This is a genomic window from Pseudomonas sp. GW821-FHT07G10, from assembly GCF_059418545.1.
Genome location: NZ_JBWKQB010000027.1, coordinates 55,226 through 78,205, shown reverse-complemented (window position 1 = coordinate 78,205; position 22,980 = coordinate 55,226). Strand labels below are relative to the sequence as shown.

General features: G+C 60.1%; 20 protein-coding genes. 16 read left to right on the top strand and 4 right to left on the bottom strand.

Annotated features, from left to right (window positions below; translation table 11 throughout):
• Positions 1-161 precede the first annotated feature (161 nt).
• The 10 genes from AC07O1_RS24460 (at position 162) to qhpG (ending at position 12,192) form a co-directional block, all read left to right on the top strand.
• On the top strand, positions 162-1,535 hold the full coding sequence (locus tag AC07O1_RS24460) for an MFS transporter (RefSeq protein ID WP_495090428.1): 1,374 nt from the start codon (positions 162-164) through the stop codon (positions 1,533-1,535).
• Between the two features lie 21 nt (positions 1,536-1,556).
• Entirely contained in the window at positions 1,557-1,949 is a 393-nt protein-coding gene (locus AC07O1_RS24455) for a RidA family protein (protein ID WP_494994070.1), read from the top strand.
• Complete coding sequence (locus AC07O1_RS24450) at positions 1,942-2,577, top strand: RraA family protein (RefSeq protein WP_494994069.1); 636 nt, start codon at positions 1,942-1,944, stop codon at positions 2,575-2,577. Before AC07O1_RS24455 ends, AC07O1_RS24450 begins: the two co-directional genes overlap by 8 nt.
• 45 nt (positions 2,578-2,622) lie before the next feature.
• On the top strand, positions 2,623-3,933 hold the full coding sequence (locus tag AC07O1_RS24445) for an OprD family porin (RefSeq protein ID WP_495090427.1): 1,311 nt from the start codon (positions 2,623-2,625) through the stop codon (positions 3,931-3,933).
• A 137-nt stretch (positions 3,934-4,070) separates the two neighbouring features.
• Positions 4,071-5,300 (top strand): Zn-dependent hydrolase, encoded by a 1,230-nt coding sequence (locus AC07O1_RS24440; RefSeq protein WP_495090426.1) that lies wholly within the window; start codon positions 4,071-4,073, stop codon positions 5,298-5,300.
• Between the two features lie 10 nt (positions 5,301-5,310).
• Positions 5,311-6,336 carry a histone deacetylase family protein gene (locus AC07O1_RS24435; protein ID WP_495090433.1) on the top strand — a complete coding sequence of 342 codons (1,026 nt, stop codon included), beginning with the start codon at positions 5,311-5,313 and terminating at the stop codon, positions 6,334-6,336.
• A 274-nt stretch (positions 6,337-6,610) separates the two neighbouring features.
• Entirely contained in the window at positions 6,611-8,515 is a 1,905-nt protein-coding gene (locus AC07O1_RS24430) for a sigma-54-dependent Fis family transcriptional regulator (RefSeq protein WP_495090425.1), read from the top strand.
• Positions 8,515-10,233, top strand: coding sequence for an ABC transporter ATP-binding protein (locus tag AC07O1_RS24425; RefSeq protein ID WP_495090424.1), 1,719 nt, complete (start codon positions 8,515-8,517; stop codon positions 10,231-10,233). Before AC07O1_RS24430 ends, AC07O1_RS24425 begins: the two co-directional genes overlap by 1 nt.
• Entirely contained in the window at positions 10,223-10,900 is a 678-nt protein-coding gene (qhpE, locus tag AC07O1_RS24420; RefSeq protein ID WP_495090423.1) for a subtilisin-like serine protease QhpE, read from the top strand. Before AC07O1_RS24425 ends, qhpE begins: the two co-directional genes overlap by 11 nt.
• Positions 10,897-12,192 (top strand): flavin-dependent monooxygenase QhpG, encoded by a 1,296-nt coding sequence (gene qhpG, locus AC07O1_RS24415; RefSeq protein ID WP_495090422.1) that lies wholly within the window; start codon positions 10,897-10,899, stop codon positions 12,190-12,192. Before qhpE ends, qhpG begins: the two co-directional genes overlap by 4 nt.
• 134 nt (positions 12,193-12,326) lie before the next feature.
• Here qhpG and AC07O1_RS24410 read toward each other — a convergent pair whose 3' ends face one another.
• Both AC07O1_RS24410 and AC07O1_RS24405 read right to left on the bottom strand, forming a co-directional pair.
• Positions 12,327-13,817, bottom strand: a complete 1,491-nt coding sequence (locus AC07O1_RS24410; protein WP_494994061.1) for an aldehyde dehydrogenase family protein — start codon at positions 13,815-13,817, stop codon at positions 12,327-12,329.
• A 240-nt stretch (positions 13,818-14,057) separates the two neighbouring features.
• Entirely contained in the window at positions 14,058-14,726 is a 669-nt protein-coding gene (locus AC07O1_RS24405) for an HAD family hydrolase (protein ID WP_495090421.1), read from the bottom strand.
• A gap of 351 nt (positions 14,727-15,077) precedes the next feature.
• Here AC07O1_RS24405 and peaA point away from each other — a divergent pair, with 351 nt between their 5' ends.
• From peaA to peaD, 4 genes are all read left to right on the top strand, one after another.
• Positions 15,078-16,658, top strand: coding sequence for a quinohemoprotein amine dehydrogenase subunit alpha (peaA, locus tag AC07O1_RS24400; protein ID WP_495090420.1), 1,581 nt, complete (start codon positions 15,078-15,080; stop codon positions 16,656-16,658).
• A gap of 81 nt (positions 16,659-16,739) precedes the next feature.
• Positions 16,740-18,170 carry a quinohemoprotein amine dehydrogenase maturation protein gene (peaB, locus tag AC07O1_RS24395; RefSeq protein ID WP_494994058.1) on the top strand — a complete coding sequence of 477 codons (1,431 nt, stop codon included), beginning with the start codon at positions 16,740-16,742 and terminating at the stop codon, positions 18,168-18,170.
• 1 nt (position 18,171) lies between these two features.
• Positions 18,172-18,495, top strand: a complete 324-nt coding sequence (gene qhpC, locus AC07O1_RS24390; RefSeq protein ID WP_489071896.1) for a quinohemoprotein amine dehydrogenase subunit gamma — start codon at positions 18,172-18,174, stop codon at positions 18,493-18,495.
• A 38-nt stretch (positions 18,496-18,533) separates the two neighbouring features.
• On the top strand, positions 18,534-19,652 hold the full coding sequence (gene peaD / locus AC07O1_RS24385; protein WP_495090419.1) for a quinohemoprotein amine dehydrogenase subunit beta: 1,119 nt from the start codon (positions 18,534-18,536) through the stop codon (positions 19,650-19,652).
• A 47-nt stretch (positions 19,653-19,699) separates the two neighbouring features.
• Here peaD and AC07O1_RS24380 read toward each other — a convergent pair whose 3' ends face one another.
• Entirely contained in the window at positions 19,700-20,098 is a 399-nt protein-coding gene (locus tag AC07O1_RS24380; RefSeq protein WP_494994056.1) for a GFA family protein, read from the bottom strand.
• A gap of 159 nt (positions 20,099-20,257) precedes the next feature.
• On the opposite strand from AC07O1_RS24380, the gene AC07O1_RS24375 reads away from it, so the two are divergent.
• On the top strand, positions 20,258-20,746 hold the full coding sequence (locus AC07O1_RS24375) for an SRPBCC family protein (RefSeq protein ID WP_494994055.1): 489 nt from the start codon (positions 20,258-20,260) through the stop codon (positions 20,744-20,746).
• A 324-nt stretch (positions 20,747-21,070) separates the two neighbouring features.
• Here AC07O1_RS24375 and inhA read toward each other — a convergent pair whose 3' ends face one another.
• Positions 21,071-21,760: an isonitrile hydratase gene (gene inhA / locus AC07O1_RS24370; RefSeq protein WP_495090418.1), complete on the bottom strand. Its 690-nt coding sequence runs from the start codon at positions 21,758-21,760 to the stop codon at positions 21,071-21,073.
• A 112-nt stretch (positions 21,761-21,872) separates the two neighbouring features.
• On the opposite strand from inhA, the gene AC07O1_RS24365 reads away from it, so the two are divergent.
• Positions 21,873-22,880: a GlxA family transcriptional regulator gene (locus AC07O1_RS24365; RefSeq protein ID WP_495090417.1), complete on the top strand. Its 1,008-nt coding sequence runs from the start codon at positions 21,873-21,875 to the stop codon at positions 22,878-22,880.
• Positions 22,881-22,980: the final 100 nt, after the last annotated feature.

The following is a 22,980-nucleotide window of genomic DNA, read 5'->3' as shown; positions in this document are numbered from 1 at the left end:
TCTCAACGGAGCGAAGTTACAAGTTTGTTAACTATGAAATATGCCTTGTGAACCGGTTCATTCTGACGAATCGGCTATAAAAATAATCTTCGCTTTAAACGTTTTACTGCCAGTTATAACAATTAAACATCGAGTTCTTGAAGAGCTCTCTGGAGACAGTTATGAGCGAAATATCGTCTGTAGAAAAGTGCCCCGCACCACCCGAAGTTGAAATCAGTATGAAAAAAGTGGCAGTCGCCAGTGTGATCGGCACCACGGTGGAATGGTATGACTTGTTTGTGTTTGCCACCGCTTCGGCATTGGTGTTCAACAAAGTGTTCTTCCCGGACTTCGTTCCGCTGATCGGCACCTTGCTGGCCTTTGGCACCTTTGCTTCGGCTTACCTGGCGCGGATTGTGGGTGCGGCACTGTTCGGGCATTTCGGCGACCGGCTTGGACGCAAGTCGATGCTGCTGATTTCGCTGTTGACCATGGGCGCAGCGACCTTCGCTATCGGTCTGTTACCCAATTACGCGGCTATCGGTATCTGGGCGCCCATTCTGTTGCTGCTGTTGCGGGTGATTCAGGGCCTGGCCCTCGGTGGGGAATGGGGCGGCGCGGTGTTGATGGCGGTGGAGCATGCGCCGGCCAACAAGCGCGGTTTATATGGTTCGTGGGTACAGATCGGGGTTCCGGCCGGGACCATGATTGCCAATCTGGCGTTCCTGGTAATTGCTGCCTGGTTGTCGCCTGAGGACTTGCTTGCCTGGGGCTGGCGGATTCCGTTTCTGGGTAGCGTGTTGTTGATCGCCGTGGGGTTGTATATCCGCCTGAACATTGCCGAAACGCCAGCCTTCAACAAGGTCAAGGAGGCTGAGGTTCAGGTCAAAATGCCGGTCGCCGAAGTCTTTCGTAAATACTGGAAGCAAGTGGTGCTGGGCGGTATCGCCACCATGTCGACCGGCGCGTCCTTCAACATCATCGTCGCTTTCGGCCTGACCTACGGCACGCAGAACCTCGGTTTCAGCCGCAGCGTGATGCTCGGTGTGGTGCTGCTGTCCTGCGCGTATTGCATCGTCATGCTGCCAGTATTCGGGGCGTTGTCGGATCGCTACGGTCGCAAGCCGATTATCGTGGCCGGGATCGTTGCTGAAGCCTTGGTGGCGTTCCCGATGTTCTGGTTGATGGACACCAAAGAACTGCCGATGGTGATCTTCGGCTACCTGTTGTTGATGACCGCTTTCGCCGCCAACTACGGGCCGATTGCGACCTTCCTCGCCGAGCTGTTCGGCACTCGCGTTCGCTATTCGGGGTTGTCCATCAGCTACATGCTTTCCGGCCTGCTGGGTAGCGCGGCGACTCCGATTGTCACCACCGCATTGCTCGCGGCCACCGGCAAAGGCTCTTCCGTGGCCTGGTACATGATCGGTGCGGCGCTGATCTCGTTGGTGGCGCTGTTGCTGTTGACCGAAACCTTCAAGAAAGACATCGGCGAAGTCTCGGCCCCGGCCGAGGGTCAGCCTGCTGCCACCCCCCTGAAATCGGCTGCGGCCTGATCCCTACGGAGTTCACAGAACATGCGCAGAATCCAGTCAGCACCAGGGTTCATTGGGCCGGTGGGGCCTTATTCACAAGCGGTGGTCAGCGGTCATCTGGTGTTTACCGCCGGACAGATTCCGGCTCAGACCGGGCTCGACGACCAGCCTGCAAGTTTTGCCGAACAGGTGCGCCAGACCTTGCGCAACCTTGAGGCGATCCTGATTGAAGCCGGGTCCAGCCTCAGTCATCTGGTCAAGGTCAATGCCTACCTGACCGACCCCGCACAGTTGGAGCCCTTCAACGAGGTTTACCGTGAGTTGCTCGGCCATGCGCCGCCCGCGCGAACCACCGTGTGTGTCGCACTGTGGGGCGTGTCGTTGGAAATCGACTGTGTGGCCGAACTGATCAACGGAGCCCCGGACCATGGATAAGGCGCAACTAGAGCTTTTGATCGAGCAACTCAAAGCGGTGAGTTTCCCGACGCTGGGGCACTTTCTTGAAGACGGCTTTGCCGATTCACAGCTGCGCGCCATGGTGCCGGGGGTCAAGTTGGTCGGTCGTGCGGTGACCCTGAGCCTGCGCGGCGCGGACGCCATCGCGGTGAACCAGGCGCTGGCGCTGCTGCAGCCCGGGGATGTGCTGGTCATCGATACTGGCGGCGACCTGCGGCATGCGCCGGTCGGTGCGGTCACCAGTTGCGCAGCCCGCTGTGCCGGCGCCGTCGGGATTGTGGTGGACGGCGTGGTAACCGACTTGCTGGAACTGCGCGAGGCCGGGCTGCCGGTTTTTGCCCGTGGTACCAGCCTGTTGACCACCAAGCTCCATGGTCGTGGCGATAGCCCGATCAATCAGCCGATTCACTGCGCGGGAATACAGGTACTCCCTGGTGATCTGGTGTTGGCCGACGATAACGGAGTGCTGTTTCTCGATCTGCAAACAGCGGCGCAAGTTATCGAACAAGCGCTGGCTTCGGATCGCGCCGAGCCGAAGTTGCTGGAGCGCTTGTGCGCCGGTGAATCACTGGCGCAAGTACTGAGTGTTACAACTCATCAACAGTAGAAAGTTGCTCGCCAAGATAATCGTGGTTTTATGGAATTCTATTTAATGAACAAACAACCCTTGGCACTTGTCATGATCGGTAGTGCACTTTTCAGTCCGTTGAGCATGGCGGACTTTGTTAAAGACAGTAAAGCGACGCTGGGTTTTCGCAATTTCTATTACAACAACGACAATCGCGACGGGAGCGCCGCTCCGTCGAAAACCGAAGAGTGGGCCCAGGGCTTCATGCTCAATTATCAATCGGGCTTTACCGACGGTACTGTGGGGTTCGGGGTTGATGCGTTGGGACTGCTGGGTGTTCGACTCGATAGTGGTGACGGCCGCCATGTGGGCAGCTCGATGATCCCTGACGACGGCAAAGGTGCCGCTGAGCAATGGGCACGCCTGGGTGCGACGGCGAAGATGCGCTTTGCCAGGACGCAAGTGCTCTACGGCACTTTGACCCCCAAGCTGCCGATTCTGGTGGCCAACGATGGTCGCCTGTTGCCGCAGACCTTCGAAGGTGGGCAGATCGTCTCCAACGACTTCGAGCATCTGACCCTGACTGGCGGCCATATCGAACACGCGACCGGTCGTGGCTCCAGCGACCGCACCGGCTTGGCAGTGGCGGGCGGGACGCAGGAAAGTAATGCGTTCAATTTTGCCGGAGCCGATTACAAAGTCACTGACGCACTGCTTGCGCAGTACTACTACGCCAACCTCGAGGACTATTACCAACAGCACTTTGGCGGTCTGGTGCATGACTTGAAGCTGGGTGATTTTGGCTCGCTGAAAACCGACCTGCGCTACTTCAAGACCACCGCCGAGGGGGCCAACGCATCCGCCGCCGGGCGCAGCGAAGGCTTCCGGACCAGCGGCTTCACCAAGGATGGCAACGGCAAGATCGACAACGATACCTGGAGCCTGGCTTTCACCTGGGGTATTGGTGCCCAAACGCTGATGGCGGGTTATCAGCAAGTGTCCAGGGACAGCAACTTCGTTCAACTCAATCAGGGTGGTTTGCCAGACAAGGGCGCCTCGGGTTCCAGCGTGTACCTGCTGACCGACCGCTACATCCAGAACTTCACCCGTGCAGGGGAGAGCACCGGTTTCGCTCAATACACCTACGACTTCGCAGCCTTGGGCGTGCCGGGGCTTAAAGCCTCGGCCATGTATTTGTCAGGTACGGGTATCAAGACAACTGCCGGTCCGGATCAAAAGGAGTGGGAACGAGACTTCAGCCTTGATTATGTGATCCAGAGCGGTCCACTCAAAGGCGTAGCCATGGGCTGGCGCAATGGTGCGTCACGCAGCGAAGCCTCTCGCGATCAGGACCAGAATCGCCTGGTGGTGAGTTACAGCCTGCCGCTGTTCTGAGGGTGCTGATCGCTTCCGCGTGTTGCGCGGGAGCGATAGACCGTTCATGCGATCAAGCAAAGCCGCAGCCTTCGAGGAAGATTGTTTCAAAAGGCTCCTGGCGCTTGAGCGCCCCCTTATTTTTGGAGAAATGACTGATGTTGAACATCAACGGTGAACGTTTGTGGACAAGCTTGATGGCCATGGCCGAAATCGGCGCTACGGCACGCGGCGGTAGCTGTCGTCTGGCCTTGAGCGAGGAAGACAAGGCCGGACGCGAATTGTTTGCCCAGTGGTGTCGCGAGGCCGGGATGACCTTGAGCGTGGACCCGATCGGCAATCTGTTCGCCCGCCGCGCCGGGACGGACCCCGATGCCGCACCGGTGATGATGGGCAGTCACCTCGACACCCAGCCCGAAGGCGGGCGTTTCGATGGTGTGTATGGTGTGCTCGCCGGCCTGGAAGTGGTGCGACGCCTGAATGATCTGCAGATCAAGACCCGCAAGCCGCTGGAGGTAGCGGTGTGGACCAACGAAGAAGGCGCGCGCTTCACCCCGGCGATGTTCGGCTCGGCGGTGTTTACCGGCATCATGGATCTGAATGCCGCGTTGGCCGTGCGTGACGTCGATGGCATCAGCGTTGCCGAGGCTTTGCAACGCACCGGGTATGCTGGCGAACGGCTGTTGGGCGGCGCTGTGGATGCTTATTTCGAAGCCCATATCGAACAGGGCCCGATTCTTGAAGACAACGCCAAGAGCATCGGTGTCGTCAGCGGCGGCCAGGCGATTCGCTGGCTCGACGTGCGGGTCGATGGTATGGCCGCCCACGCCGGCACCACGCCCATGCCGCTGCGCAAGGATGCGCTCTACGGCGCGGCACAGATGATTCTGGCGCTGGAAGCACTGGCTACCGATTTCGTCCCTGAAGGCCTGACCACCGTCGGTGAACTGAGCATTGCCAAGTCCTCGCGCAATACCATTCCCGGGCTGGTGAATTTCACTGTGGACTTGCGTCATCACCGCGACGAAGCTATCGAGGCCATGGAGCAACAGGTCCGCGCACGCTTGCAGGCCATCGCCGAAGATCGTGGTTTGCGTGTGAGCATCACCCCACACTGGATCAGCCCGGCGACGCCGTTCGATGCCGAATGTGTGGCGGCGGTGCAGCAGGCGGTGGACGGTCTGGGCTACGCTCAGCAATCGATTGTCAGCGGCGCCGGCCATGATGCGATTCACCTGGCGCGGTTCTGCCCAACGGCCATGGTGTTTATTCCCTGCGTCGGCGGCTTGAGTCATAACGAAGCTGAAGACGTGTTGCCCGAAGATGTGCGTCAGGGCACCGATGTATTGCTCAATGCCGTGCTGGCTCGCGCCGGGAAGGCTGAATGAGGAGAAGATGATGCGCTGTTTTTTCCACCCCGAACAATTGCTCCACCACCCACGCAGTTACTACTCACGCGGCCAGATGCGCACGCCACAGGAAGTTCCGGAGCGGGCTCAACGCTTGGTCCGGGCGGCGCATTCTCTTGGTTTCGAGGTGCTGCAACCTGCGGATGCTGGCTTGCAACCGTTGCTGGCGGTGCATGGTGCGGCCTATCTGGAATTCCTGCGGGAGGCCCATGAGCGCTGGAAGGAAATCCCGGAGGACTGGGGCGATGAGGTGATGTCGAACATCTTCGTTCGCGAACCCAATGCATTGCGCGGGATTCTCGCCCAGGCCGCGCGTTACCTGGCCGACGGCAGTTGTCCGGTGGGTGAGCTGACCTGGCGTTCGGCCTATTGGTCGGCGCAGAGCGCAATAGCCGCAGCCCAGGCCTTGCTCGACGGCCAGCCGGCTGCCTACGCGTTGTGTCGGCCACCGGGGCACCATGCACGGGCCGAAGCGGCGGGTGGTTTTTGCTACCTGAACAATGCGGCGATTGCAGCCCAGATACTGCGCGGCGGTTTTGAACGGGTCGCGGTGCTGGATACCGACATGCATCACGGTCAGGGCATTCAGGAGATTTTCTATGACCGGGATGACGTGCTGTATGTCTCGGTTCATGGCGATCCGACCAACTTCTATCCGGGAGTTGCCGGTTTTGCCGACGAGCGTGGAAGGGGGGCAGGGGAAGGCTTCAACCTCAACCTGCCAATGGCCCACGGTGCCAGCGAGGCGGATTTTTTGGGTCAGCTGGAGTTGGCACTGGCGGCGGTGAAGGACTTCGGGGCGAATGTGTTGGTGCTGTCCTTGGGCTTTGATATTTATGAGCTGGACCCGCAAAGCAAAGTGGCGGTGACCCGCGACGGTTTCGCCAGGCTGGGTGAGCGGATTCGCAGCCTTGGATTGCCGTGTTTGATTGTGCAGGAGGGCGGGTATCACCTGGAGAGTCTTGAGGACAATGCGCGGGCGTTCTTTCAGGGACCGCAGGTTTGGAGCCTCTGATTGTTCAGGTGAATGGATATCGACTGACAGGACTACCTATATCGCGGGCAAGCCTCGCTCCTACGGAAAACGCGATCAACTGTAGCAGCGAGGCTTGCCCGCGAACGAGCGCGAAGCGCTCGCAACGATCTGACAGACGATGAAGGTTAATTGGCCTAGAACAAGCAGTCGCCATACGGCACTTGCCATTGCCTTGACGTTAACGTAAAGATTGCATCAGGCGCTGCTGTATCCAGGCGCAGGTTTTACTGGGCGGACCGATCCGGAGCGCTTGATGACTCTTATAAAAACAATAAACAGTGAACTGCAACATGAAGCCCGACTGGCTCGGGAGAAGCTTCATCTTGAAGGCGAAGTCCCCGATGGGGTGTTGCGGGCCGAAATCGATGCATCATGGCGGCGCAGCCTCAGCCATGGTGTGCATTTCAATGGCAATCATGAGCTGGCTCTGGAGTCGAGCGCCAGCCTTGAGGTGCTGCTGGCCAGCAATCGCCTGTTGATCGATGCCGCAATGCCGGCGATCGACTACCTGGCCGCTCGCCAAGGCAAGGAAGGGCTGATCATTCTGGCCAATTCCGAGGCCACCATTCTGGCCGTCGAAGGCCGCGCCGATCGCCTCAAGGGCAGTGGGCTGCAAGACATCACCCTCGGTGCCTGCTGGAGCGAAGCGGTGCGCGGCACCAATGCCCTCGGCACCGCACTGGTGGAAGCCCGGCCGACCCTGATCGATTGCGGCGAGCATTACCTCGATCGCCTGAGTGACTTCTCCTGCACCTCGGTGCCGATTCATTGTCCTCAGGGCGACATCCTCGGTGTACTCGATTTGACCCGAGAAGGTCCGCTCGGGCGAGTCCATGACAGCACCTCGTTGCTGGCCATGGCGGTCAGCCAGATTGAGAGCCGGGTGTTCAACGCCAGCTATCCGGAGCAGATCGTTCTGGCTTTTCACAGTCGTCGACAGTACCTCGAATCACCCTGGCAAGGACTGCTGGCGGTGAGCCTTGGCGGGCAGATTCTGGCGGTCAGCGCCCAGGCTTGTCAGTTGCTCAACGCCGAGCGTTCGGCCCTGGTGGGGCGCCGCTGCGAGGAGTTTCTCGGGGTGGACGGTTTGCAACTGCTGGCGCGTCTGCAGCAGGGCGGCATCGGTAGCCTGCAAACCGCCAAAGGCGAATTCTTCTACAAAACCCTGCGTGCGCCACAGCGCTCGATCAACGTCGCCAGCACAGCGCGCAATCTCGGCAAAACAGCAAAAACTCAACCGGATTTCGACGCCCTGGCAGGCAGTAATACTCGCTATGCCCGTGCTTTGCGCATGGCCCGTCAAGGTTTGGCCAATCAGTTGCCGGTGTTGCTGCTGGGCGAGACCGGAACCGGGAAAGAAGTCATCGCACGGGCATTGCACCTGGCCGGTAGCCGCTGCGACAAACCTTTTATCGCGGTGAACTGCGCGGCAATCCCGGAAGGTCTGATCGAGTCGGAACTGTTCGGCTATCGCGAAGGTGCCTTCACCGGGTCCCGTCGCGGCGGGATGATCGGCCGTCTGCAACAGGCCCACGGCGGCACGCTGTTTCTCGATGAAATCGGCGACATGCCGCTGTCGTTGCAGGCCCGTTTGTTGCGGGTCTTGCAGGATCGCAAAGTCGCGCCGCTGGGCGCCGGCGAGGAGCAGGACATCGATGTGGCGCTGATCTGCGCCACCCACCGTGACCTCAAGCGTCTGGTGGAGGACAAGCACTTTCGCGAGGACCTGTTCTACCGCGTCAATGGCATCAGCGTGATGTTGCCGGCCCTGCGCGAGCGGGAGGACTTCAGCGCCTTGGTGAACAGCTTGTTGGGAAAATTGGGCGCGCCTGCGATCAGGCTCCGCGAGGATTTGAACGCCTTGTTGGCCGGCTATCACTGGCCAGGCAACATCCGCCAGCTGGAAATGGTCCTGCGCACCGCGTTGGCCATGCGCGAAGAAGGCGAGATCGAGTTGAGCCCGGAGCATCTGCCCGACAGCATGCTCGATGAGCTCAACACCAGTGACCGGCCGCAGACCGGCAGCATTCGCGAGAACGAACTGGAGCTGATCCGCCAATCGCTGGACAGCCATCAAGGCAACGTGTCGGCCGCCGCCGACGCGTTGGGTATCAGTCGCGCGACGCTGTATCGCAAACTCAAACAGTTGCGCAGCTGATGCAGCGCTTGATCGTCAGGCTGATCGATAGCCGGGACCCACAAGCGCTGCAAGCCGCGCTGAAGTGGCTGTATGGCTTCGTCCGGCCCCATCGCCTGGCCATCGGCGGCCTGCTCGGGTTGTCGGTGTGCGCCTCGTTGCTGGTGCTGGTGCAACCGTGGTTGACCAAGTTGCTGATCGACGATGGCCTGCTGGCGCGCAACTTTCCCATGCTGGTACTGATTGCCGGATTGATGATCGTCGCCGGGTTGCTCGGCACGGCGCTGTCGGGGATCAATCGATACCTGCACACGCGGCTTTCCGGACGAATTCTCTTCGCCTTGCGCGATGACCTGTATCGGCATTTGCAGACGCTGTCGCCGCGCTTTTACGGGCAACGGCGGATCGGCGACCTGATGTCGCGCCTCGACGGCGACGTTGCGGAGATCCAGCGCTTCGCTGTCGATTCGCTGTTCTCCGCGGTCTCCAGCGTCATTGGGCTGGTCTGCGCGGTGGCGATGTTGCTGACCTTGTCCTGGAAACTCTCGCTGCTGGCGTTGGTGCTGATTCCGCTGGACGTGCTCTGGTTGCGCTGGATGCGACGCAAGGTCGAGCGCGATGTACGACAGCTGCGTGAGCGCTCGGCAGACATGTCGTCGTTCCTGGTCGAGACTTTGCCGGTGATGAAGTTCATCCAGAGCGCCGGTCAACAACAGCGCGAAGCGCGTCGGCTGGAGAGGCTGGGGCAGGGTTACATGAGTCAGTTGCTGCGCCTGCAGGTGACTGAATTTTTCACCCAGTCGGTCCCCGGTACCCTGACCTCGTTGTCCCGCGCCTGTGCTTTTTTGATTGGCGGTTACTGGGTGGTGCAGGGGACGTGGCAGCTCGGTGCGCTGATCGCGTTTTCCACTTATCTGGGGATGGCGGTGGGGCCGGTGCAGAGTCTGCTCGGGCTGTACGTGGCCATCCAGCGCATGACCGTCAGCCTTGGCCGGGTCATGGAGTTGCGCGGTGAAGAGCCGAGCGTCGTTACCCCGGCCGATCCGCAGCCGATGCCGAGCTCGGGTGAGCTGTGTTTTCAAGCGGTGCATTTCAGTCATCCAGGGCGCCCGATGACCTTGTGCGGCATCGAAGCACGAATCCCTTATGGTTTGAAAGTCGCGTTGAGCGGCGCTTCCGGTGTTGGCAAGACGACACTGATCGATCTACTGCAACGCCACCACGATCCACAGTCCGGCCAGGTGTTGCTCGATGGCGTTGACCTGCGTGAGCTGGACCTGTTCGAGTTGCGCCGGCGCATCGCCGTGGTCAGTCAGGACATCGTACTGTTTCGCGGCAGCCTGGCGGACAACCTGTCTTATAGCGTGCCGTCGGCCAGCCGCGAAGCGATTACCGAAGTGGCGCGTCTGGCGCAACTCGACAGCCTGATCGAATCCTTGCCCGAAGGTCTCGACAGTCCATTGGGTGAGCGCGGCCAGCAGCTGTCGGGCGGTCAGAAACAGCGGATCGCCATCGCCCGCGCGCTGTTGCAAGCCCCGTTGATTCTGGTGCTCGATGAAGCCACTTCGGCGGTCGACGAAGCCACGGAGCGCGAGGTGATCGAGGCCATCGACCGGCTGTTTGCCGGGCGTACGCGGATCCTGATCAGTCATCGGCCCTCGACTCTGGCGGACGCCGACCTGCGTTTTGAATTGGTGGACGGTGTGCTCAAGTCATCGAAGGTGCTGCATGAAGCCTGAGCTGCGGATCGGCGTTGTCGATAGCGGTCACTCATTGGCGCAGCGAACGCGAGTGGTCGCCGGGCGGCGTTTCTGTCTGGTGGATGAGGGGCTGGCTGAAGATGATTTGCATGATGATCCCCTCGGCCATGGCAGCGCGGTGATTGATGCCATCTGTCAGCGTGCACCGTCGGCGTTGTTTTGCGTTGCGCAGGTTTTCGATCAGCGCGGGGTGACCAGTGCGTTGCAGATCGCCACGGCCATTGATTGGTTGGTCGAACAGGACGTGCGGTTGATCAACTTGAGCCTGGGTTTGCGTCAGGATCGCAGCCTGCTGCGCGAAGCCTGCGGGTTGGCGCAGGAGCGTGGAGTGTTGCTCTGCGCTTCCAGCCCGGCGCAGGGCGCTGCAGTGTTTCCGGCGAGTTATCCGGGGGTGCTGCGGGTCACCGGCGATGCGCGCTGTGGCGAGCATCAATGGTCGTGGCTCAACAGCCAGCAGGCGGACTTCGCGGCCTGTGTTCGCGGCACTCATCCGGGGCAATCCGGTGCGAGTCTGGGGTGTGGGGCATTGAGCGGGCATATCGCCAATTATCTGGCCGAACATGATGATGCAAGCAATCCACAGATCATCGAATGGCTGCGCGAGAATGCCTGTTACCGCGGCCCTGAGCGGCGCGTCTGGACATGAGCGCGATCCTCATTCTCGGGGCCGGGCCAGCCGGGGCGGCGGTGGCCTTGGGCTTGCGGCGGCTTGGCTATCCGGTGACGCTGGTCAGTGACTGGCGCCGGTTTGCGGCACTGGAAGGCGTTTCGGTGCGGGTTCTCGACGCCCTGCGTGGCGCGGGCTTTACCCATGCATTGGACGATGCGACGCTGCCTTCCCAGCGTCAGGTGTCGTGGAACGCTCAGCAACACGCGCAAAATATCGAGTTCCTGCTGGATCGTCCGCGCTTTGATCGAGGCTTGCGCGAAGATTTGCGCCTGGCCGGTGTCGAGTTGGTCGAAGGGCGGGTGCTGGCGGTGCATTCAGAGGCATCGGGCCATCGAGTGGAAGTCGAAGGGCGCACGGATATAGCGGCGCACTTTCTGGTTGAGTCGCGAGGACGCCAGGCTCCGGCGTTGGGTAAAGGTCTGCGCGGGCCGGAAACCGTCAGCCTGCTCAACCGCTGGCAAGGTACGCCGGGCACCACGGCAAGCGCGGTCGAGAGTCTTGAAGACGGTTGGGCCTGGATGGCGCGGCGGGCCGATGGTCAATGTTATTGGCAACTGACGGTGGACGTGGCCAGCGCCGGGTTGCCGGGTAAGGCGCAGTTGCTCGATTACTGTCGGGGCAGGCGCCAGGCATCGGCGTTGGCGATCGACTTTTTTGGCGCTGCACCTGAAATCGAGCTGCAATTGCATGCCCGCAGCAGCACGGCGATCCTTTGTCCGCAGGTCTGCGGTGATAACTGGATTCGGGTCGGTGATGCGGCGATGGCGGTTGATCCGCTGTCGGGTAACGGCATCTTTCAGTCCTTGTCTTCGGCGTTGCAGGCGCCGGTGGTGATCAACACGTTACTCCGTGCACCTGAACGCGCGGCCCTGGCAAAGCAGTTTCATCAGCAACGAGTCGAGCAACTGTTTCTACGTTTTGCCCGTATCGGTCGTGACTTCTATGCCGATGAACAGCGCTGGCAGGAGCGGCCTTTCTGGCAAGCACGTCGCCAGTGGCCGGACAGCGAACCGGCGCACAAACCGGCGGACTTCGCTTCGCTACGGATACAGCGTGCGCCGGTGTTGCGCGAGGGTTTGGTGGATGAGGCCGAGGTGGTGGTGACGGCGGATCAGCCGCTGGGGATCTGGCATCTGCAGGGCGTTGAGCTGGCGCCTTTACTGCGACGTCTGCAAACCCGGCCAGCGGAACAGGCACTGGCGGATTTGACGGTGGAGCAGGGGAGGATGGTTCGCGGATGGTTGTTGGGGCAGGGGTATAGGCCGTAGGAGCGAGCTTTGATCGTTCCCACGCTCCGCGTGGGAATGCCGCCAGGGACGCTCCGCGTTCCGCTTTAGGATGTGACGCAGAGCGTCACGGGATGCATTCCCACGCTCCGCGTGGGAACGATCAGGTGAGGGTGTCACAGCTTGATCAGCACCGACTTCAACTCGGTGTAATGCTCAATCGCCGCATAACCCATTTCCCGCCCGACACCGGACATCTTGTAGCCACCAAACGGCAGCGCCGGGTCCAGGGCGCTGTGGCAATTGACCCACACCGAACCGGACTTGACCCGCGGAATCATCCGGTGCACCGCCGCCAGGTCGTTGGACCAGATACTCGCGCCCAAACCGTAGGGGCTGTCGTTGGCCATGCGCAGGGCATCGGCTTCGTCGTCGAAAGGAATCGCCACCAGCACCGGGCCGAAGATTTCCTCCTGCACCAGCGAGTGCTTCTGATCGACGTCGACGATCACTGTCGGCTTGACGAAAAAGCCCGGTCCAAACTGCTCGCCACCACAGGCGATGGTCGCGCCACTTTCACGGCCCATTTCGATATAGCGATAAACCCGTTCCTGCTGGCGGGCCGAGATCAATGGACCCATCTGCACGCTAGGGTCCAACCCGTTGCCGAGCTTCATGGCGTTGGCGATATCGGCGATGTCGGCCACTACATTGTCAAAGTGTTTGCGCTGCACATACAGCCGCGAACCGGCGCAGCAAACCTGACCCTGGTTGAAGAATATTGCGCTGGCGGCGCCTGCTGCGGCGCTGTTCAAATCGGCGTCAGCCATGACGATGGTCGGTGATTTACCGCCTAACTCCAGCGTGACGCGGGTCATGGAATCCATGGCGATCTTGCCGATTTCTTTGCCTACAGCGGTGGAGCCGGTGAAGGTCAGTTTGTCCACCAGCGGGTTGTGGGTCAGGGCTGAGCCAGCGGTAATGCCGGTACCGGTCACCACGTTGAACACGCCAGTCGGGTAGCCGGCTTCGAGCACCAACTCCGCCAGTTTCAGCGCGGTCAGCGGTGTTTCGTCAGCCGGTTTGAGCACTACGGTGCAACCGGTCGCCAGTGCCGGGCCGAGTTTCCAGCAGGCCAGCAGCAGCGGGAAATTCCAGGCGACGATGGCCCCGACCACACCCACTGCTTCACGGCGGATGAAACTGTGAAACTGATCATCCGGCATCAGTGGCAATGAAACTTCGACGCTCGAACCTTCGATCTTGGTCGCCCAACCGGCCATGTAACGCAGGAAGTCGATGGACAGCTGTACATCCATGACCTGTGCCACCGCCGCGCTTTTGCCGTTGTTCAGGCATTCCAGCTGCGCCAGTACTTCGGCGTCGCGCTGCATCAGATCGGCGAGTTTCCACAGCAGGTTCTGCCGCTCCCGAGGCCGGGTGCGAGTCCACGCAGAATCATCGAATGCCTGGCGTGCCGCGAGCACCGCGCGATCCACATCGTCCACTGTGGCACGGGGCACCACGCAAAGTATTTCGCCGCTGGCCGGGTTATGCAACGGCATGGTCTGACCGTCAGCGGCCTCGACCCATTCGGCGCCGATCAGCATGCGTGGCGCGCGTTGAATAAAAGCAGTGGTGGCAGGGAGCAGGGAAGGGAGCTGCATGGCGTGACCTCTTGTTGTTCGAAAATAAAGGTTCGAAGTGAGGCGAGGTCTTTCGCAATGGCTGTGCCAAGTGGATAAGTTCGGATAACTGGCTGATTTTCAGCAAGTTATGGATTTTGGCGAGCGTGCTGGGGCAGGTGCTTCGTCGCAATTTGCGACAGCACTGAGACGTCCCCGATTGTTTTTTCGCCGATTTTTCGCTCCCAAGGGCATTAACAGCCCTTGGAGGCAGGCGTCGCTCTAAGCCTGGCGACTCAGCATCCGATCAATCACTTCCCACAGCGCCGCATCGGTAAAGTCATCAATCACCAGATGCGCCCCGGCAGCCAGCAATGCTTCACGGCTCTGACTGGTGACCAGGCCGACCGTGAAGATGCCGGCCTTCACCGCTGCCGTCAGCCCGGGGATCGAGTCTTCGAAGGCGATGGCGACATCGGCTTTGGCGTTCAGGCGTTCAAGGCCGGTGAGGTAGGGCAGCGGGTCAGGTTTGGCCCGAAGTAGTTCTTCTGCGACCACCACCGTCTCAAAGCGTTCTCGCAAACCCAAGGCTTCAAGCATGTGATCGGCATTGGCTCGTGGGGCATTGGTCACCACGGCGACGCCGATGCCTTGTTCCCTGGCAAAGTCCAACAGCCGCACCAGCCCGGCCATGGGCGTGAGTTGCGGTGACAGTTCACGGAACCGCGCTTCCTTGCGATCAGCGAAGGCTTGGTGTTCGGCCACCGAACGCTGGGGGAACAGATAGCGGCACATGTTGGCGTTGGCCTGACCGCTGACGTGGGCTTCGAATTCTTCCTTCGTGAACGCCCGGCCATCTTCCTGGAGCAGCAGCTGTTGCAGGGCCAGCAGGTGGAGTCTGTCGGTGTCGGTCAGGGTACCGTCGAGGTCGAAAAGCAGGGCGTTGAGCATGGCTGGATTCCTGTCAGGCCGCGTCCGGGCCGGGTGCTGAAGCGGTTAAGCCGTCATGGTAGCAGCTGGCGAAGCCTGCGTTCGGCTGCTACGGGATCTATCGCCTATGCTCGTCTCAGAGTGGAACAGTTGTCGCGAAATTAGACGTTGGCAACCATCGATCCAATCGGTCTGCGGCCGCGAATTTCGGTTAATACCTTGATTTAAAACACTATTTATAAGCTGGCACGCTCCGTGTATTGCTCATGTCAGACGTTTCTCAGGCCTGCGTCAACAGCGTGCCGGTTGACGGTAGAGACCATAAAAACGATCCATAAAAAATAAGAAAGCACCGTGCGAGGTTCGACGTTGATGAAGAGAAAACTCCGATCAGGCATGAGCGGCAGCCTGCTGGCGATAGCCGCTTGTGTGGCCCTGCATTCTCCCCCAAGCATGGCGGCGCGTGATGCGCAGACCATCCTCAAGGAAACCTGTCAGGGCTGTCACACCCCCGAGGCTGGCAACGCTCTGAGCCGCATGAGCCACCAGCGCAAGACCCCGGAAGGCTGGCTGATGAGCATCGCCCGTATGCAGACCATGCATGGTCTGCAGATCAGCGACGAGGACCGACGTACGCTGGTCAAATACCTGGCCGACACCCAAGGCCTGGCGCCGAGCGAGACTGACGGTGTGCGTTATGCGCTGGAGCGTCGACTCAATACCGTCGAGCATTTCGATGACCAGACCAGCCAGATGTGTGGCCGCTGCCACTCCGGTGCGCGGGTTGCCTTGCAACGGCGGCCGGCTCAGGAGTGGGAACGCCTGGTGAACTTCCACCTGGGGCAATGGCCGTCGTTGGAGTATCAGGCACTGGCCCGCGACCGTGACTGGTTCGATATCGCTCGCAAGGACATGGTGCCGCTGCTGGCCAAGCGTTATCCGCTGGAAAACCAGGCTTGGAACAACTGGCTTAAAACAGCTCCGAAAGCCGACTCACTGGCAGGCGACTGGAGCTTCAGCGGCCAGTTGCCGGGCAAGGGTGAACTGGCCGGCGTGATGACCGTCAGCACCGCTGGCACCGATCAGTTCAAGGTCAGCGTCAAAGGCCAATACGCCGACGGCAGCCCGTTCAATGGCGAAGGCAGCGCAATCCTCTACAGCGGCTACGAATGGCGCGGCAACGTGACGATCGATGGCGTGGTCATGCGTCAGGTGTTCGCCGCCAAGGGCAGCGAACTGCAAGGCCGCATGTTCGAGGCCGAGCACGATGAGCGCGGGCTGGACTTTATTGCGGCAAGGCACGGTTCCAGTCGTTTGCTGGCGGTGCAGCCGGGTTACCTGAAAGCTGGTAGCGAAACTGAAGTCACGCTGATCGGCAGCGGTCTCACTGGCAAACCAAACTTCGGCAAAGGCGTGGACGTGGTCGAAGTGCTGGAGCAAAGCCCCGAGCGCTTGCGGGTCAAACTCAAGGCGGCCGCGGATGCGAAGCCAGGCTTGCGCGAGGTCACGCTGGGTAGCCTCAAAGGTGCCTCGCTGGCGGTCTACAGCAACATAGCCGAGGTCAAGGTTGTGCCCGGGTTTTCGGTGGCGCGGATCGGCGAGGGCGGCGGTTCCACACCGAAGGTCCAGGGCCGTTTCGATGCCGAAGCCTGGGGCAAAGGTGCTGACGGCAAGCCATATCGGATCGGCGTGTTCCCGGCGCAGTGGAAGGTCGAAGCCTTCGACGAGCGCGCCAAGGAGGACGAAGACGTCAAGTTCGCAGGCCAAATGCAGGCCGACAGCGGGGTGTTCACTCCGGGCGATGCCGGGCCCAATCCACAACGCAAAATGTCCACCAACAACGCTGGCAACCTCAAGGTAATCGCCGCCGTGGATGACGCCGGAAAATCGCTGACCGGTGAGGGCCACATGATCGTCACCGTGCAACGCTGGAACAATCCACCCATTCCCTGATGGTCTGGCTAAACCAGCAATTCAGGCATTTTCAGGAATGACCGCAGACCCTGAATAACCGGGTTTGCACAGGAGGTTGCGATGGGCGCTGTTTTGAATCTGATCGAGCGGAATCTGCACGAAGTGCATGTCGATGCCGACCGCATGTTGTTCCACATTCCGAGCAGTTCGCTGTTTGCCAGCGATGAACTGACGGGCACGATTATCGATACCTTGCGCGGTCCCGGTTGCTCGTCCGACGACCTGATCGAGCGCCTGGCCGCGCGCTACGGCGGCGAGGAAATCACCGAGACCCTGCGCGAGCTGATCGCCCTGGAACTGGTCAGCGACGGTTCGCCGCTGACCCCGGACATCGGCGTCAAACGGGTCGAGCGCACGGCGATCAATACCGTGGTGCTGAACGTCAACACTGGCTGCAATCTGAGCTGCACCTACTGCTACAAGGAAGACCTCGACAAGCCGTCGGCCGGTAAGAAAATGGACGTCGAAACGGCGATCGCTTCAGTGGAAATGCTGCTGCGCGAATCCCCGGATGAAGAGCGTTTCACAGTGGTGTTCTTTGGCGGCGAGCCGCTGAGCAATCGCAAGCTGATCGAATACATGGTCGACTACTGCGAGAAGCGTTTTTCCGAGGCCGGAAAATTCGTTGAGTTCGTCATGACCACCAACGCGACGTTGCTCACTGAAGAAACCGTCGACTACCTGAATGCTCACCGCTTCGGTTTGTCAGTGAGCATCGACGGCCCGAAAACCGTGCACGACCGCAACCGTATCACCGTGGGCGGGCAGGGTACGTACGACGTGGTCCGGCGCAAGGCCGAGATGCTCTTGTCGCGCTACAACAGCCGCCCGGTGGGCGCGCGAGTGACCCTGACCACAGGCGTCACCGACGTCGAAACCATCTGGGATCACCTGTTCAATGAGCTGGGCTTTGCCGAAGTCGGATTCGCCCCGGTGACCTCCGGCGACATCAGCAGCTTCAACCTGTCCAGCGAGGAGCTGATTGAAGTCTTCGCCAACATGAAAAAACTCGGTCGGCGTTATCTGGAAGCGGCGCTGGAGCACCGCAATATCGGTTTCTCCAACCTGCACCAGTTGATCACCGACATCCACGAAGGCCACAAAAAAGCCCTGCCGTGCGGTGCGGGTCTGAAGATGCTAGCGGTGGATCACAAAGGCGAGCTCAACCTGTGCCACCGTTTTACCGGTTCGTCGTTACCGACGTTCGGCAACGTCCACAGCGGGGTGAAGCAGGTCGAGTTGAACGACTTCCTGTCCCAGCGTCTGGACCGCACCAACACCGGCTGTGAAGACTGCCACATCCGCAACCTGTGCTCCGGCGGCTGCTACCACGAAAGCTACGCCCGCTATGGCGACCCGACGCACCCGACCTATCACTACTGCGAGTTGATGCGTGACTGGGTCGACTTCGGCATCCAGGTCTACACCCGGATCATGGCCCACAACCCTGCGTTCATCAGCAGCTACATCACTCCGCGCAAGGCTCACTGATATGAAACATCTCAAGGCAATCAACAACAAAGCCCAGAAGCTCGATCAGGCCGCGGCCGAAAACCGTATCGAAGAAGTGGTGGCGATGAACTCCGTCGCTGGCTGCGCCTCGACCACCGACCCCGGTTGGGAGATCGACGCCTTTGGCGGCGTGTCGTCGCTGTGCCAGCCGATGGAGGCTGACCTTTACGGTTGCTCCGACCCCTGCTGGTGGCCGGCCCAGGTGCCGGACATGATGAGCACCTACCCGGACTGGAACAAAGATGCGCAAGCCTCCAACGAGAGCTGGCGCAATCTCGGGACTGTTTTTCCGAAAGACAAATAGTTCCCGAAAGACAAATAATCCCACAGAAGGATTCCAGCATGCTTCGCACCAATGTCTGCGGCCTTGCCGCTTCCGCCATTCTGGGCGTGTGTTCGCTCACGGCACTGGCCGATGAAAGCCCGACTCTCGAAACCGGTCACGAGTACATGTTGACCACCAACTACCCGAACAACCTGCACGTCATCGACCTTAAGACCGACAGTCTGTACAAGACCTGCAAACTGCCGGACGCCTTCGGCCCGGGCACTATCCAGCTGTCCCCGGATCGCAGGATTGCCTACGTGCTGAACAACCATTACGCGGATGTTTACGGCGTCGAGCTGGATAGCTGCAAGCAGGTATTCCACGCCAGCATCACCCAACAACCGGGTGAGAAAGCGCGCTCGATGTTCGCCTTCACCGTCAGCCACGACGGCAAGGAGCTCTACACCGTCGCTAACCCGACACTGATGCGCAGTGACCATTACGAAGTGCAGACACCAAGGCTGGATGTCTACGCCACCGATGCCGGCATGAGCGCCAAACCGGTCCGCAGCTTCCCGGCGCCACGGCAGCTCACCATCATGCAAAGCGGCGATGACGGCACGCTCTATGTGGCAGGCGCGGATGTCTACAAGGTCGACGTGAAAACCGGAAAATTCGACGTGCTGATCCCCAGCCGCCACTGGAAGCGTCCGTTGTACAGCCCGCCGGACGTGCTCTACGTGTGGAACCAGCAAACCTATCGGCATGACTTCTCGCTGCTCTACACCGCAGCGAAATTCAAAGACAAGAAGGAAGACCCGGCGACCGCCGAGCTCCTTTACGGCCTGTTCAGCATCGACTTGAAAACCGGCAAAACCGAAACCACCGACTTCGGACCGTTGACCGAAATCTATTTCAGCGGCATGCGCTCACCCAAAGACCCGAACCTGATGTTCGGCGTCCTCAACCGGTTGGCCAAGTACGATATCAAGCAGAAGAAACTGCTCCAGTCGACAACCCTGGATCACTCCTACTACTGCATCTCGTTCAACAAGGAAGGCAGCAAGATCTACCTGGCCGGGACCTTCAATGACGTGGCGATTTTTGATGCCGACAGCCTGAAGCAGGTGGGCAGTATCAAAATGCCGGGTGGGGATATGGCGATTACCACGGCACAGGTGTTTGTGCGCTGATGGTCAAACCGGCTGCTCTCGGATGAGAGGGTAGCCGGCCACGGGTTTCACTCTTGCCATTCTGGCCAGGACACTACCGCTTCATACTCAAGCCACGGCACATCATGGGAGGTCCATATGTGCGCCTGTGGCTTGATTCCCGGATCGTCATCGAGCGTCGCGACGCGAACAATCACATGAGGCTGACCCAAACGCTGCGCCACTAAATGGGAACCGCAGACAGAGCAGAAGTGTCGCAGTTTTCCCGGTGAAGATTCGAAGGATGAAAGCTTGTCCTGACCTTTGACCCAGCGAAAGTGTTCTCGCATGACGCCTGCCGTGGAAGCAAAAGCGGCGGCGTGTGCTTTGCGACAGGTGTGGCAATGGCAGTGGCTGATTGGCATGTCGAGGCTATCGAGCTGGTATTCGATGGTTTTGCACAGGCAACTGCCTTTGAGGGTATTCACGGATTCATCCTTGTATCTACTTTTAATGACGTTTACCGGCCATATGGGGGGATTAATGGCCAAACTTCCCGACGTTTGCCGATAGTTGAGAATACCTGATGTAACGTGAGGGTTGCTCCCCGGGACGGGCAGGCCTACTGTTCATTCAGGAGGATTGCTATGAACACATCATCAGATCACATTGAAAGAAAGGTCTTGCTCAACGTGCCGCGCTCATTGGTCTGGCGTGCGCTAGCGGATGCTGAAGCCTTCGGTGACTGGTTCGGCGTGGCGCTCAAAGGGCAACGCTTCGTCGCGGGCCAGCGTACCCAAGGGAAAATCACCTATCCGGGGTACGAACATCTTGTGTGGGATGTACTGGTCGAGCGTCTCGAGCCGGAGCTGGTTTTTTCCTTCCGTTGGCATCCTTATGCCGTGGATCCCGGTGTCGACTATTCGGCGGAGCCCACCACTCTGGTGCGGTTTGAGCTGGAAGACCTGGGGGACTCGGAGGATCCGGAGGACCCGGACGCCGGCACCTTGCTGCGGGTAGTGGAGTCCGGTTTCGACGACATCCCGGCGGAGCGTCGTCTGAAAGCCTTCCGCATGAACAGCAGGGGCTGGGACGAGCAGATGAGCAACATTGAGACGTATCTCGCTGCGCATTGAGGTTATCCAAAACGGTGCGCCGATCGTCATTTACTGCACGACGGCGCGGTTATGGCGAAAGGCTTACACGCGGTCGATGGAATGTCGTCTGTTGACGCTTGGGCATTGAGCCTAATCTACATCCATCAACTGAAGCGCAGGACGCGCTCAGGGTCATGGATGACCGACCATTTGCATGGAATGCAGCCGACAGGATGTCGTAATGGTCTTGAAAAACCCGCTTCGGCGGGTTTTTTGTTATCTGCTGAAAAGTCAGCAGCTTCAGACGTCGACCACTTCGCACAGGGTTTCCAGCGTCCGTTTCATTGTGTGTTCGGCGCAGCTTTACCAGTTGTGACTCAGTTGCTGCGCAACCCGATCGACAACCTCTCCACGTAGCTTGCGCGATTGCGCCGAGCGCCGATTGGCTTCCTCCAGCACCGCGCGTGGTGCAGTCTGCGGGCTGCCGGAGTCGAACGGTGGAGCAGGAGCGTATTCGAGCTGCAGCTGCACCAGTTGCGCCGTGTCTTCGCCGAACAATTCACTGGCCAGGCTCAGCGCGAAATCGACTCCGGCGGTAATGCCTCCGCCGGTCAGCAAGTTGCCGTCGCGCACCACACGCTCGCGTATTGGAATGGCGCCCAACGGGCCAAGCAGCTCGTGGTAAGCCCAATGAGTGGTTGCACGTTTGCCGCGTAGCAGTCCTGCGGCGCCCAGCACCAGGGCGCCGGTGCAGACCGAGGTGATATAGCGCGCGTGGCTGGCCTGACGTTTGATGAAGTCCAGGGTCTCGGTGTCTTCCATCAGCGGTTCGACACCGGAACCGCCGGGAATGCAGATCACGTCCAGGGGCGGGCAGTCGTCGAAGCGGGTGGTCGGGATCAACATCAGGCCGGTGCTCGAACTCACCGGTTCGAGGTCCTTCCAGATCAAATGCACGGTGACGTCCGGCAGCGAGGCCAGCACATCATAAGGCCCGGTCAGGTCGAGTTGCTGAACCTGTGGAAACAACAGAAAACCGATCTGCAGCGTCATTGCACAATCCTCGTGGTCGATCCAATGCACTCACCCGGCATGGGTGGACGACTTCACTCTATCGACGTAGGATTTGGCGTATACGCCAATAAGCCCACGATTTACGCCAGTCATGACGACCCAACCGAAAACTGTTTATGTGCTGGCCTTTGCCAACGTGCAAGTGCTCGATGTGACCGGGCCGTTGCAGGTCTTCGCTTCGGCCAATGATCTGGCCCGTCAGCAAGGTTTGCCGCAGCCCTATGCGCCGACGGTGATTGCCGCGCAGACGGAACCGGTGATGTCTTCAGCCGGGCTGGCGCTGGTGGCCGATCCGCTGCCGGCGAAGGACTGGCCGTGCGACACACTGATTATCGCTGGAGGCTGGGGCGTCTACGCGGCGGCCGAAGACGCCAGCCTGGTTGAGTGGGTACGCCAGCAGGCATCGGTATCGCGACGGGTTGCTTCGGTCTGCACCGGCGCTTTTCTACTGGCTGCCAGCGGTTGGCTCGACGGTCGGCGCGTGGTCACCCACTGGACCCGCTGTGAACAGCTTGCGCAGAAACATCCGCAACTGCGGGTCGAGCCCAACCCGATCTTCATCAATGACGGCCCGGTCTGGACCTCGGCCGGGGTGACCGCCGGTATCGACCTGGCACTCGCCCTGGTCGAAGAAGACCTCGGCCGAGCCATGGCCCTGGAAGTTGCACGGCAACTGGTGGTGTTTCTCAAACGCCCAGGTGGGCAGTCGCAATTCAGCGTGACCTTGTCCCTGCAAAAAGACGGCAATCGCTTCGACGAGCTCCACGCCTGGATCGCCGAAAACCTGGCCATGGAACTCAACATCCCGACCCTGGCGCTACAAGCCGGGATGAGTGACCGCAGCTTTGTGCGGCATTACCGGGCCGAGACGGGTCAGACTCCGGCTCGCGCGATTGAGTTGATTCGGGTGGAGACCGCGCGGCGCTTGTTGTGTGATACCGGCGTGCCGATCAAGCGGGTGGCGGCGCAGTGCGGGTTTGGCAGTGAAGAGACGCTGCGGCGCAGTTTCTTCAGGGCCATGGGTGTGACACCTCAGGCTTATCGCGAGCGGTTTTCAACGGAGGACGTCGGGCAGCAGAGTGATCATCGAGATTCTTGACACTGCACCATCGGCTTCTCTAGGATGCTGCTCATGCGCCGATTTAAACAGCTACTTGCGGGGCGCCAGGTGACTCAAAGGGTTACCGACAGAAGCTTGA